The following is a 12,996-nucleotide window of genomic DNA, read 5'->3' as shown; positions in this document are numbered from 1 at the left end:
AGCGCTGCGCCGCCGGGCAAGAAAAAACGATATCACACCTTGCTCATTTTTGCAATACCGTCATTTGCTTGAGTCATACAAAAAATTCGGTTGAGCAAAGAAAGGGGCTTCTAAACTGGATTTGTGAATAACCCAGAGAAGCCCAAAGACAGTGTAGCTTGCCGGAACTGCGGAAGTGTGAAAGTCGAGTGTGGCGGCTATCGCAAGCGGAAGCTGCGAACCCTGAATGGCATAGAAGAAACCCGACTCAAACGCCTGCGCTGTGCTGGGTGCAAACGGCAGATAAGGGTGGAATATACCCCAGAATGCCAACGTTATCGCTGGTATAGCCGCCTGGTGCAGGGTTTATTTGCCATCCTTGACAGCTATCGGGTTACCGAGGCGGTTAAAGCGGATATCGCTGCCTTGCTGGGTTATCCGATTGTGCTGGCCACCCGACTGGATTGGGCCCAAAGCGGTGGTGACCGGGGACAGACCTTGCTCAAAGCAGAGAACGCACAGATCAAAGGGCTTATCCGCACGGTTTGTGTGGATGACTGGGTGTATGGACGGGATAGCCGGGGCCAGGGTTATGGGGTCTGGGAAGCCCAGAGCGGCTGTCCTGTATCGGCTGATCTGGCCGAGGAGCGGGGGTTTGAACGGGTACGGGATTTGCTCAGCGATGGGTTGCTTGATTATGTGGTTTCCGATGGGGCGCCCGAGATCGCCGAGGCTTTGCACTGGCTGGGGTCTAAAGTGCAACAGGTCAGGTGCTGGTTCCACCTGAGCAGGGATATCCTGGGCAAGACCCCCCGAGATCAAAGGAATCGGCTGCAGCTGGAACTGCAAGTGCTGTTGGAGATGAAGACCTTGGGGGAGGCGGAAGCCTATTTCTGGCAAGTGCTGCTGCCCCGCTGGAAGGGCTGTCTGGAACCGCTCATGCGGGCTTGGAATCAGGTCAGAAGTTACTGGCTTGAACCCCGGCTCCCCAAAACCAACAACACCGCCGAAGTGGGGAATGGCAGGCTGTGGCGACGGCAAAAACGTAGAAACATCCGGTCTATTCCTAGAGCTAAGGACTGGCTGCAGATTGCCCTTTACCGTACTCGTCACCGTCCAATACAACATTCCCTCTCTGCTTGGCAACGGTTTTCAAACCAATCCTCGCCAAAATGTTGGTTTTTACCCATCATCACACCACTTCGTTACTCAACCGAATTCTTTAGATGAGTCATTTGCTTGTAGTTTGCTAGTTGCTACAAGCGCAGCATGCAACGAAGGCATTCGCTACCCGGCATGGCTGCGTGGTTACCGTATGTCCCCTTAGCGATGGCCCAACCATCGACCCTTCGGGAACTGCCATATGTAAGCAACCATTACAACAGTTCCCCTGACGGAGTGTGTCTGGTGCAACTCAATATCCTACACGGTCTGGTAAGCAAGAATTCAGTATGCACATCAGTGACTCCCAAATTAGCCAAACATCGCAATTATGGGCAATCAACGTGCTTCAAAACGTGCCGTAAATCAAGTTGTACCGGATTCAAAAAGATAATCATCCAAACTAAAGATCCCCCAGAGGTTATCTTTTTGAATCCTAGAGCACACCCCTCCCGAACGATCGGCGAAGAAAGCGTCTCCCTTCCAAGATGCGGTATCGCCCTCCGCTACGCGGATAACTTCGGCCCTGTTAGTTCGCCGCCATCCGGCGCCGAACTAACCGAATCTGGTATTGCCTGTGCACTAGAGTGGTTTTCGAAAAGAACCCAACAATTACCAGGTGCTGCAAGCTGCGCCAGACTCATTTTTCGCTGGGATTGGCAGCAAAACCAGCGCGGGTCGCAATATCGTAACCTTCACAGACCTTGCCGCCCACAAAAACGCGAATGCGCCTGAGCTCAGACCAATGTTTTCGAGTTCCCAGGCCAGGGTTCTGTCCAGGATAAATCTTTACTCAAAGCCGGCTGGCTCTAAATATGTGAAGAGCGCTCAAACAGATTCGCGGATGATTTAGAGCCCCTTGAAGCCTTCCGGAATTGGCAAGGCCCGAATGCGGTTTAGAGGCCACCAGACCGCACTGGCCCGGCCCGCAATTGAGGCGGTGGGAACCGGCCCAAAGGTGCGCGAGTCCTCTGAACCACCAAAGGTTCGATTGTCGCCCATCACAAAGTAATAGCCAGGTTTGAGCTTCAGTGCACTGGTAAAACAGTGCTCCCCACTTCGGCTCAGTTGCAAATCCTCGGCACTGGGTGGGGCGAGCATTTCCAGGGTAGGTTTAAGGTATTCGGGAAGCTGATCTGGGGCAAAGCGCACCTGCTGCTGGGTAATGAGGGCGGTGAGTTTCTCATTGTCATAACAAACCACCGGGTAGCTATCGGGGTAAGGTGTAAGCGAAGCCGTTATGTGGATTTCGTTGAGGGGCTTTCCATTGACGTAAACCACGCCTTCTCGCAGGCTTACCTCGTCACCCGGCAGCCCAACAATGCGCTTGATAAAAAAAGCGCGAAACTGGAAGCCCAGGACAGGAAATTGGGCCACCGCGTTGGGCGTGCCCTCGGGTGGCTTGACAATGGCCACCTCGCCCCGTTGCCACTGCATCAGGCCAAAGCGCACCAACCAGGTCTCATATTTGGGCACAAACACCCGCTCACCATTGAGCAGGGTGGGGTTCATGGAGCTGCCCACCACGCCCACGGTGGTGAAGACAAACGTGGTGACCAGGAACGCCAGTAAAAGCGCCTCGCCCACCTGGCGAAACCATTCCTTGAAGAGATAGTCCAAAAAGTTACGCATCGTATAAAGTCCCCTTCGTCTTGGCTAAAGCCCGGCCCATAGCATAACGCACACCGGCGTCCTGCCGAGCAGCCCTCCGGATTATTGCGCATACCCTGCATGAGCACATGAGCCAGGCAAATCAACCCAAAAACTTGTGCTGGGCTTGCGAGGCCGCCCTGCGGCCCGCCTCGACTATTTCCTCTAGCCGACCAAACTGCTCGATTCCAACCCCTGGAAGCTCGGGGCGTATGTAGAGTTCGGGAGGGTAGAGCGAACGCCTGGCGGCGGTTAGGTGGTTTTGCATGATGTCTATGGCCCGTCGTATTTGCCCGATAGAAGATCGAGGAACCCCCCGCAGTCGCATTTCGGGGGTAACGTCTACGGCCAGCACATACTTGGCCCGCATGAACCGAGCAGCATCCACCGGCAGGTTGTCCAGCACACCCCCATCCACATAGGTTCGGCCTTCATACACCACCGGCGCTACTAGCCCTGGATAAGCCGCAGAGGCCAGTATCGCGCCCGGCAGGTCTCCCTCCGAGAAATAGGCCAGCTTGCCCGCCTCGAGGTCCACCGCCGTTACCACCAACTTTTTGGAGAGCTGCTCGAATCGGGCTGGAAGGTACCTGGCCAAAAAGTCACGCAGGCCGCGCTGGGAGATGAGCCCAGGCCTTGGGACCAAATCCAGCAGGCGCAGCCAGGGGGTTGAACGGGAAATCTCGAGGATCTCGGCCGGTTTTTTGCCGGAAGCGTACAAGGCCCCCACCACCGCGCCCATGCTGGTTCCAGCCACCACCTCGGCCTCGAACCCCTGGGCCTCGAGTACTTCCAGTACCCCGATGTGGGCTAGCCCCCTGGCCCCCCCACCCGACAACACCAGACCGCGCACGCAGCAACCTCCTTGGGCTTCACAGCACCGCGGCAATTCTAATACCAGATTCGGTTAGTTCGGCGCCGGTCGGCAGCCCTTGGTTCTGCCGGCACAGCACCTCGCTGCCGGTTTGGACAGGCTAATCGGGGAGCATGGTAGAGCAGATGAGAAATGCCCCAAGCGCAGGTCAAAAAATCGGTATAGTGATGAATGTGGGGCTAGCCGGAATTACCATTGAGGGCCGCTACAAGGTCATCCGACCCATTGCCCGAGGGGCCCTGGCAACAGTGTATTTAGCCTTCGACATACACGGTACACCCTATGCACTCAAGGTGTTCCCTAAAGGTTTTGAAGGGCGGGCCGACCGCGAGTGGAAGGTAGGGAGTCAGCTCAAGCATCCACACATCAACCCGGTGCTCGCGCGCTTTAGCGTGCCGCACGACGGTAGCGAGAATCCTGCGGTTTTGCTGGCTTTTGCTCCGGGCAGCCGTTTTTCTGAATGGCGCAAGGACAACCCTGGAAAGGTTTTGGAGGTTTTCAAGCACCTTCTCGAGGCCCTTGCTCACATGCATAGCCAGAATCTCGTTCACCGCGACGTAAAGCCGGATAATCTCGTTGTGGATGGCACCGGGGAGGCCCGTCTGGTAGATTTCGACCTCTCCGGCCCCCAAAGCGAGCGTTTTAGCCAGAAGGTGCGGCTTGGAACGCTGGCCTACATAGCCCCAGAGCAAATCCGCGGCCAGTCACCTACGCCTGCTTCGGACATCTACTCGGCGGGCATTTTGCTTTACTGGGCTGTTGCGGGCGAGCTACCGTTTGTGGGAGAGCCGGTTGAGGTGATGGGCGCACACCTCAACCAGCCGCCTCCACCACTGGTCGCCGCTCCTGATACCGGTTTATCCGTTAGCGCAGAGCTTCAGGCCTACTTAGACCGGCTCATCGCCAAGGACTTGCACAAACGCTATGCCAACGCCACAGAAGCCCTGCGTGATTTTGAGGCCATGGGCCTCTCTCGCTCGGCACGAACCTAGCGTTTGGACAGGGGCTTGTACGGCAGGTCGAGTTTTCCGGTGTAGTGGGAGTCGGGGCGCAGCAGGCGGTTGTCAATCCGGGTGTACTCGAGGATGTGGGCACACCAGCCCGAGATACGGGCCACCGCAAAGATGGGTGTGAAGAACTCGAGGGGATAGCCCAGGTCGGAGTACACCACCCCCGAGTAGAAATCCACGTTGGGGTAGATACCTTTGGGGTTGTAAATGGCGCCGGCTTGACGCTCGAGCTCCTTCAGGATGGCATATTCCTTGCTATGCCCGTGCTTGGCGGCAACCTCGCCCGCGTACTTGTCGAGCACACCGGCCCTGGGGTCGTAGGATTTGTAGACACGATGGCCCATGCCCATCACGCGACCTTTTTTAGCCTGCAGTTCAGCCAGCCAACCCGAGACCTTCTCGGGGGAACCGATCTCGGCAATCATCTTCATCACGGCTTCGTTGGCGCCGCCATGGCGGGGTCCTTTGAGCGCACCCACCGCCGCCACAATCGAGCTGTAGATGTCAGCCTGGGTCGAATAAGCAGCAATAGCGGTGAAGGTAGAAGCGTTAAAGCCATGTTCGGCCTGCAAGATGAGGGCTACGTCCATCAGCTTGGTTTCCTCTTTACTGGGAACTTTGCCATTCGACATGTAGAGGAAATTGGCAGCATGGGACAGGCCTTTGCGAGGGGCAAGAATTTTTTGTCCTTCACGGTGGCGCTTGGTAGCGGCCACAATGGTGGCAAACTTGGCAATCAGCGAGAGCGATTTCTCGTACAACGCCTCGGGCGAGACATCACCCTCGGTGGGGTCTACCATGCCGAGTTCGCTCACGGCCGTGCGGAGCATGGACATAGGGTGGGCGCTGCGGGGGAACTGCTTGATCTGTTTGATGATCGAGGCTGGTAGCGCCCGCAGGGAGGCCAGCTTGGTGCTGAAAGCCTTTAGCTCGGCTCTGTTGGGCAGCTGACCGTGCAAAAGTAGGTAGGTCACTTCCTCGAAGGTAGCGTACTCGGCGAGGTCTTGAATTTTGTAGCCAACATAGTACAAACGGCCCTGGTCTCCATCGATGAAACACAGGCTGCTTTCGGTGAAAATTACGTCTTCCAGACCTCTGGCAATCGTCACGGTTGCACTCATGGTTTCTCCTCTAACTTTTCCGACGGATGTCGGCTTCAGCCTGTGTATTGTATCGTGTTCCTACACCGAAATACCGCAGAACAGCTCATAATCTTGCAGTGTAGTTACACTCGGGTAGTCACCACAAGCCGGGCAGTCGGTGCGCCGAGGAAACCGGATCGTTCGAAAGTGCGCCTGCAACCCATCATAGAGCAGTAGCTTGCCCGAGAGGGTTTCGCCCTGCCCCAGCAGAATCTTGAGCGCTTCGGCGGCCATCAGGCTACCAATTACCCCCGGCAGAACCCCAAAAACCCCCGCTTCAGCGCAGCTCGGAACCGTGCCGGGTTTGGGCGGTTGAGGGAACAAACAACGGTAACAGGGCCCGCCCTGGTGGTGAAAGACCGAAAGCTGCCCTTCGAACTGGTGTATTGCGCCGTACACCAGTGGCTTATCAAGCAATACACACGCATCGTTCACCAGGTAGCGGGTCGGAAGGTTATCGGTGCAATCGATGATCAGGTCGTAGGACTCCAGAATGGAAAGTGTGTTTTGTGAATCAAGTTTATGGGCGTAGGTATCCACGCGTACGTGGGGATTGAGCTTGTTCAAGCGAACTTTGGCCATCTCAGCTTTAGGCTGCCCAAGGGCCTCACTATCAAACAAAACCTGCCGCTGGAGGTTGGAAAGGTCCACGGCATCCATTTCTACAATCCCCAGGCGGCCCACCCCGGCGGCTGCCAGATACATCAGGACCGGCGAACCCAGGCCTCCAGCCCCCACCACCAGTACCGCGCTTTGCTTCAGTCTGGCCTGACCGGCCCCTCCCACCCCCGGAAGCACAATGTGCCGGGCGTAGCGATCCAGTTCTTCTTTGGTCCACATGGCATCCTCGAACAGCTTAAACAGCCCTGCTCATACCTTATACCAGATTCGGTTAGTTCGGCGCCGAATGGCGGCGAACTAACCCGACCGAAGGGAGCGCTCTAGGATTCAAAAAGATAGCCTCTGGTTTTTTGGTTTAAATGACTATCTTTTTGAATCCGGTATTACGTGTTGACCCCTCGAGCTGAATGACCACCTCGTCACCTTCGGGCAGTCTGTAGGCCCGCACCTCACCCGTCTGCATGTCAAATATCACGTAGGGAACGCGCCAAAAGGCTTGTGAGCGGTCGGTTTCGCTGGGCCGGGCCGGGCCCACAGGGTGTGAGTGGTAGATGGCTACGAGCTCGAGGCCTTCCCGCTCGATGCGTAAAAGCAACATGGTCAGGGCCTGCGGATCGGCCTGGTAGCGTTTTTGGGGCATGGGATGAACATTTTCCAACGGCCAGACCTGCCTCACCTGGCCTCGCTTGCCTACCCACAGCCCCACCCCTTCGAGCGGCAACACAGCCTGGAGGTGGCCCAGGGTTTGCTCGAGGCAGTCCTGCGGAATCCGCAACATGGTTACGCCCCTGCCCCCAGCAGCAACACCTCGCTCAAAAACCGGTTGAGCGGCAGCAGCTTACGAAAAGCCTTTTCTACCGTTTCAGGGAACCGAACGGAAAGCACTTCGTTTTCATCCAGGCTGTAGGAAACGGTAAAACTCCTCTGCTTGAGGTCTTCGATTAGCGGATGATCGGCGCTGTAGCCCTTGGGCGGGCGAACGAGCTTGCCTTCTCCGTCTAGCTCGAGCTTCTTGCGCAGGCGCAGCCAGCGGGCATCCTGCCGGGCGATGGCAGCCCGGATGCGCCTCAGGTTTTCCGGCTCGGGCATCCATATGCCGGCTCCCAAAAAGCAGTTATCGGGCTCGAGGTGAATGTAAAACCCGGGCAGGTGGACATCCTGACCCAGCCGGTGGCGAAACTGCGCAGCGGCATGCGTCTTATAGGGGGCTTTGTTCATACTAAAGCGGGTGTCGCGGTTGATTCTAAAGAGGCTGCGGGAGCCGGCCAGATAATCGGGGCTGATGCGGTGCAGGCGCGGGGAAAAATCTTCGATAAAGCGTAGAAAGGGCGCGCGCACGTGCTGTTCGTAGCGCCTTTTATTGGACTGAAACCAGGTTCGGTGGTTGTTGAAGCGAAGTTCTATCAAAAACTGAAACAGCTCCGGCGAAAAGTACGGGGTCACGATGGCACCCTCCCGAATATACCCCACACGATGGCGTTATTTCAGTGCAGGCGAGAAGCCGCCATTACCCTCTGGAATCTAGTTTAGTTGCGCCAGGGCTGCCTGAAGTTGCTCTGGGCTCATGTAACCGCGCACTTCGCCTACCAGCTTACCCCTGGAGTTATAGAAAAAATTGGAGGGGTAGCCGTTGACCCGCAGGGCGCTCGAGAACGTGCGCAGAGCATCCTGGTAGACAACAGCGCTAGAAAAACCACGGGTATCGTGAAACTGGCGCACCAGCTGGGCCGGCTCCCCATCGTTTACAAAAGCAAACCGCACATCCGAACGTTGGCGGGCCATCTGCTCGAACTCGGGCAACTGCCGCTGGCAGTAAGTGCACCAGGTAGCCCAGACCGTTACCACGGTGGGCTTGCCGCTTTGCAGCAGTTCGCTGCGACCATCCAGGCGCACCAACTGGGTCTGGGGCAAATCGCCGGCTCTTTGGGGCGGTGTTGAAAGCAGGGCCAGCAGAATCAAACCAACCACGATCAGCACCACAAAACCTATTTGCCATGCTGGGGAGAGTCGTCTAGCAGAAGCTTGCATCCTTTTAAGTCTAGCAGGGTTGGCCTGCGACAAATGTTCACAGACTCCGAACAAGTTCGGTGTGTGGAACCCTCGCAAACCTCAACCAGGAGCGCTTTAGACGGTTGGTGTTGCAAAAAATGCTCGCAGGTGGGCGACCTGGCTGGGTATGAAGCCTCCACCTGGCCTCCCCCGTTGGGAGAGGCTTACTTTGCACTCCAGTTCCGAGCCTCCGAAGCGGGCGTACACAAATAGAAAACCGGCTTATACTGCCTTTGTGTCCGCCCGGCCCCATACCCATGCCCCCTCAGAAGTTCCGATTCCAACCCAAGTCAAGAAAAATACCTGGCTGCTGGCCATTACCCAGGCCATCAACGGGGCCGGGATGCAGCTTGTACCCACCTTCGGAGCCATTCAAGTAGTGATGTTATTGGGCAATGCCACTTTTGCCGGTCTGGCGACCAGCCTGATGGGTCTGGCCCGGGTCATGACGTCCTATTTCGTGGGAGAAATGACCGACCGACGCGGCAGAAAAGCCGGGCTATACCTGGGGTTGTGGCTGGCTATGGTGGGGGCCTTGCTGATTGGCACCGCAACCCTATGGGGTTCGCTTGCTCTTTTTTGTGTAGGGGCGCTGGTCTTTGGCAGTGGGGTGGGGGCCGTGCAGCAGATGCGCGTGGCGGCCGCCGATATGTACCCCTCCAGCCGAAGGGCTGAAGGGCTTAGCCTGGTGGCGATGGGCTCGCTCTTGGGCGCGTTTGCCTCCCCTGTGCTGGTCTTTGTGGCCGAGCGGCTGGGCCTGGCTTTGGGTTTGAACCAAATTGCCCTGGCCTGGCTCTTGGTGCCGCTTCTGATACTACCAGGCTTTTGGCTGGTCAGAAGCATTCGGCCCGACCCCAAGCAGATGGCCCTCGAGCTCGGACGTTACTACCCGGCCAGCGCACTCAGCGGCAACCCCCAGGCTTTCGAAAACATAGAGAAAGCCGACCTGGCCCGCGTCCGGGTTGCAGCCATCCTTTCGGCGGTAACCGTTCAGGGCCAGATGGTCATGATGATGGCCATGACCGCCCTGGCCCTCAAGGCCCTCGACTGTAGCCTGTCGCAAATATCCTTTTCGGTGGCGCTGCACGTAATGGGCATGTTTGCCTTCTCCTGGCCGATAGGCCGGCTGGCCGACCGTTTGGGCCGCAAGCCGGTTATTCTGGCCGGGCTGGCGGTGGCCGGGCTGGGGGCTTTGCTGGTGGGTATGGGGCAGGGTTACTGGGTGATTACCGCCGGCACCTTTCTGGTGGGGCTGGGCTGGTCGGGTGCCTTTCTGAGCGCCAACACCATGCTGGCCGATGTCACCCCCGCTACCCGCCGGGGCCAGGCCATTGGGGTGCTCGAGCTCTGGTCGAACGCGGCAGGCATGAGCCTGCCCATCCTGGGGGGGCTTGTGGTAGAAGGGTTCGACCTGCGTACACTGGGCTTTGTGGGCGCCCTGCTGGTACTGGTTCCGCTTTATCAAGTTTTGCGGGTGCAGGAGCCAAAACCCGGAGACTACCGCTAAACAACGCCTCGACACTGCCCATGGCTTTACCCAAAGAACTACGCCCCTACCAGACCTATGCCGAATGGCTGCGCGACCTTGAAGGGTATGCCGGCCAACTGGCCTTTGTGCGGGAGCTGCCCGCACGACCGCCACAAAAAACAACCTACAACGGACTTTTCTCGGGCGTTCTGATGGCCCTGGGGTTGCAGCCCTTCAGCTTTCAGGCCGAAGCCTTCGATCAAATGGCGCAGGGACAGCACCTTGTCCTGGCTACCTCCACGGCCTCGGGCAAAAGCCTGGTCTTCCAGGTGCCGGTGCTCAAAGCCGCCCTCGAGGGCGGAACTTCGTTATTGCTCTACCCCACCAAGGCCCTGGCCCACGACCAGCTCGGCCGGCTGCGGCAGATGGGCCGGGTGCTCGAAATCGAAGAGCACATCTACACCTACGATGGCGACACTCCCGAGGCCCAGCGGCAAAAAGCCCGGCAACAAGGCCGCGCTTTGCTGACCAACCCGGACATGTTGCACTTTGGCTTGTTGCCCCGCCACGCCGACTGGGCGGAGTTCCTATCCAAACTGCGCTACCTGGTACTGGATGAGCTGCACGCTTACCGAGGGGTGTTCGGCACCCATACTGCCCTAATCTTGCAACGATTGCTACGGCTGGCCTGGCACTATGGGGCCACCCCCCAGGTGATCGCAGCCAGCGCCACCATTGCCAACCCCGCCGAGCACGCCCAGAGCCTGACCGGTTTGCAGTTTTCCCTGCTGACGGCCAACCCCTCGAGGGCCGAGCGGGAGTTTGCGGTCTGGGTACCCAAGGCCCTCGATAAGGAAGGCAAACACCGCCGCAGCCCCAACCTCGAGGCGGCCCTGCTGGCCCGCCACGCCGCCGAACAGGGCCTGCGAACCCTGATTTTCACCAACGCCCGCCGCACCGCCGAGCTGGTCGCGCGGTATGCCGCCGACGAGCGGGTGCGGCCCTACCGCGCGGGCTATACAGCAAAAGAGCGCAGAAAACTGGAGCAGGCCTTGCAGGAGGGCGAGGTTCGGGTGCTGGTGAGCACCAGTGCGCTCGAGCTGGGGGTAGATATTGGCGGGCTAGACGCGGTCATTCTGCTGGGTTATCCGGGCTCGGTTAGTTCATTCTGGCAGCGGGCCGGGCGGGCCGGGCGGGCCGGGCGGCGCTCGCTGGTGCTGTGGATTCCGCGGGAAGACCCCATGGATGCCTTTTTCGAGGAACATCCCGAACTGCTCCTGTCCAGCGCCCCCGAGTCGGCCATGGCCGACCCCGAGAACCCCGTGCTTTTCCCCCTGCACGCCCACTGCGCTGCAAGAGAGCTGCCCATTGCCCTACCTGACGTACAGACCGCTTCCAGCCCCGATACCCCGCTCCTCGACCCCTTTTATAAGCCCTGGCAAAATATCCAGCCACCCCTGGTCGAGCGATACAAGCGGCTTTACACCCCGCTGCGCCAACCCCACCAGGCCCTGGTGCTGCGGGGGTTCGGTCGGAGCTATAGCCTGCGCGACAACACCGGTACGCTTTTGGGCACCCTGGACGAGCGGCAGGCCTACTGGGAGGCCCATCCAGGGGCGGTGTATTTGCACCAGGGCGAGAGTTATCTGGTACGCAACCTTGACCCCCAGCAGCGCGAGATCGTGCTGCTGCCGGGCCTCGAGGACTACTACACCCAGCCCCGGGCCGAGACCGAAATCGAGGTGCTGCAGGGAGAGGAAATCCTGAACGGTATCTGGGTGGGGCCGGTGGTGCTGCGGGAGCGGGTCACAGGCTATGTTAAAAAGCGCTTTGTGAGCGAGACGGTTCTGGAAGAAGTGGCCCTCCTGATGCCCGAACTCACCTTCCAGACCGAGGCAGTCTGGTTTCACCCCTGCGCGGGGCTGGCGGTACTGCCCACCCTGGATAGCACGGATCCCATCGAAGCGCGCTGGCCCGACCAAACTTTTCTGACCGAAGCCCTGGTGCCCTCGGCAATCCACGCCCTCGAGCACACCCTGATTGGCCTCCTGCCCCTCTTTGTGCTGGCCGAGCGACAGGACATTGGGGGGGTTTCGTACCCTTTTTATCCCCGGCCCCTGGCCTCCGGTAGCGGCCCGACCATCTTCATCTACGACGGCTACCCCGGCGGGGTAGGGTATGCTCGAGCGGCTGCGCGGCAGTTCCCCCGCTGGATCATGGCGGCGCGAGACCTGCTCCAGCGCTGCCCTTGCGAAGCGGGCTGTCCGCGTTGCATCCTGTCTCCCAAGTGCGGCAACGGCAACCAGTTTCTGGACAAACAAGCCGCCCATTTGCTGGCCGAAGCACTTTGTACTCGATATCAGACTGGAAAGCCCAACTGATGGACCACGTAATTGCCCAGATTTTAGAGCTGCTCAAGTCCGACCCCAAGGTGATGGGGATTCTGCTCACGGGCTCGCGCGCCCGGGGCGACGCCACCCCAGGCTCCGACTTCGACTTCTGGGTGCTTCTGAGCGGAGTTAACGAGCGCCGGTTCCGCAGCGAGGAGCAGCAGGGTTACCTGGTGGAGATGCATTTTCGCAACCTGGTGCAAGCCCGCGACAAGATGCGCCGCCACGCCATGGAGCTCTACAGCCACCTGGATGGCAAAATCCTCTTCGACCCCGAAGGCAAGCTGGCCGAGCTGCGGGCGGAGGCCCAGCAGCTTTTCGAGGCCCACGAGATGCCCGAGGCTGAACGCAAAGCCCTGGCCTACTGGCTGGAAAATGCCCGGCGCAAGCTCCAGACTGCCCTGAGCGAGCAAGCCCAGCTCAAAATGGGCTACCTGGCCAGCATCCAGGGCTGGAAAATCCTGGAGGGCCTGTGGGCGGCTAACCACAAGCCCCTGCCCCCCGCTGGGGCGGTTCTGGCGCACATCACCCAGCTCGAGGCCCCCCTCCCCCACTTCGAGCTAATGACCGGACTCTTTGCCAGCGACCCCCTCACCCGCAGCAAAACTGCCCTGGTGCTCATTGACTGGATTCTGCCACGCATAAACTAAAT

Annotated in this window: 12 protein-coding genes; 5 read left to right on the top strand and 7 right to left on the bottom strand. The window is 58.9% G+C overall.

Annotated features, from left to right (window positions below):
* Positions 1 to 177: 177 nt before the first annotated feature.
* A complete protein-coding gene (locus tag Q0X23_RS13000) occupies positions 178 to 1,209 on the top strand; it encodes a transposase (protein ID WP_297860687.1) in 1,032 nt (343 codons plus the stop codon).
* A gap of 780 nt (positions 1,210 to 1,989) precedes the next feature.
* Here Q0X23_RS13000 and lepB read toward each other — a convergent pair.
* Both lepB and Q0X23_RS12990 read right to left on the bottom strand, forming a co-directional pair.
* Positions 1,990 to 2,772, bottom strand: a complete 783-nt coding sequence (gene lepB, locus Q0X23_RS12995) for a signal peptidase I (RefSeq protein WP_297860686.1) — start codon at positions 2,770 to 2,772, stop codon at positions 1,990 to 1,992.
* Between the two features lie 121 nt (positions 2,773 to 2,893).
* Complete coding sequence (locus tag Q0X23_RS12990; protein ID WP_297860685.1) at positions 2,894 to 3,643, bottom strand: patatin-like phospholipase family protein; 750 nt, start codon at positions 3,641 to 3,643, stop codon at positions 2,894 to 2,896.
* Between the two features lie 188 nt (positions 3,644 to 3,831).
* Between Q0X23_RS12990 and Q0X23_RS12985 the strand changes: the two genes are divergently transcribed.
* A complete protein-coding gene (locus Q0X23_RS12985; RefSeq protein WP_297861223.1) occupies positions 3,832 to 4,656 on the top strand; it encodes a serine/threonine-protein kinase in 825 nt (274 codons plus the stop codon).
* Here Q0X23_RS12985 and Q0X23_RS12980 read toward each other — a convergent pair.
* From Q0X23_RS12980 to Q0X23_RS12960, 5 genes are all read right to left on the bottom strand, one after another.
* Positions 4,653 to 5,783 carry a citrate synthase/methylcitrate synthase gene (locus Q0X23_RS12980; protein ID WP_297861222.1) on the bottom strand — a complete coding sequence of 377 codons (1,131 nt, stop codon included), beginning with the start codon at positions 5,781 to 5,783 and terminating at the stop codon, positions 4,653 to 4,655. The two genes, Q0X23_RS12985 and Q0X23_RS12980, sit on opposite strands and share 4 nt — an antisense overlap.
* A gap of 72 nt (positions 5,784 to 5,855) precedes the next feature.
* A complete protein-coding gene (locus Q0X23_RS12975) occupies positions 5,856 to 6,656 on the bottom strand; it encodes a molybdopterin-synthase adenylyltransferase MoeB (protein ID WP_297860684.1) in 801 nt (266 codons plus the stop codon).
* Between the two features lie 136 nt (positions 6,657 to 6,792).
* Positions 6,793 to 7,215, bottom strand: coding sequence for a M67 family metallopeptidase (locus Q0X23_RS12970; protein WP_297860683.1), 423 nt, complete (start codon positions 7,213 to 7,215; stop codon positions 6,793 to 6,795).
* Positions 7,216 to 7,217: 2 nt separating this feature from the next.
* Positions 7,218 to 7,880, bottom strand: coding sequence for a DUF2461 domain-containing protein (locus tag Q0X23_RS12965; RefSeq protein ID WP_297860682.1), 663 nt, complete (start codon positions 7,878 to 7,880; stop codon positions 7,218 to 7,220).
* 78 nt (positions 7,881 to 7,958) lie between these two features.
* The gene (locus tag Q0X23_RS12960) at positions 7,959 to 8,465 is read right to left on the bottom strand and encodes a TlpA disulfide reductase family protein (protein ID WP_297860681.1); all 507 of its coding nucleotides are present in this window, start codon (positions 8,463 to 8,465) and stop codon (positions 7,959 to 7,961) included.
* A gap of 256 nt (positions 8,466 to 8,721) precedes the next feature.
* On the opposite strand from Q0X23_RS12960, the gene Q0X23_RS12955 reads away from it, so the two are divergent.
* The 3 genes from Q0X23_RS12955 to Q0X23_RS12945 are packed head-to-tail and all read left to right on the top strand — an operon-like array spanning position 8,722 to position 12,994.
* Entirely contained in the window at positions 8,722 to 9,993 is a 1,272-nt protein-coding gene (locus Q0X23_RS12955; RefSeq protein ID WP_297860680.1) for an MFS transporter, read from the top strand.
* 20 nt (positions 9,994 to 10,013) lie between these two features.
* The gene (locus Q0X23_RS12950) at positions 10,014 to 12,335 is read left to right on the top strand and encodes a DEAD/DEAH box helicase (protein ID WP_297860679.1); all 2,322 of its coding nucleotides are present in this window, start codon (positions 10,014 to 10,016) and stop codon (positions 12,333 to 12,335) included.
* Positions 12,335 to 12,994: a nucleotidyltransferase domain-containing protein gene (locus Q0X23_RS12945; RefSeq protein WP_297860678.1), complete on the top strand. Its 660-nt coding sequence runs from the start codon at positions 12,335 to 12,337 to the stop codon at positions 12,992 to 12,994. Before Q0X23_RS12950 ends, Q0X23_RS12945 begins: the two co-directional genes overlap by 1 nt.
* The last annotated feature ends 2 nt before the right edge of the window (positions 12,995 to 12,996 follow it).

Source organism: Meiothermus sp. (genome assembly GCF_026004115.1).
Taxonomy (GTDB): Bacteria; Deinococcota; Deinococci; order Deinococcales; family Thermaceae; genus Meiothermus.
This window is presented reverse-complemented; position numbering and strand designations above follow the sequence as displayed.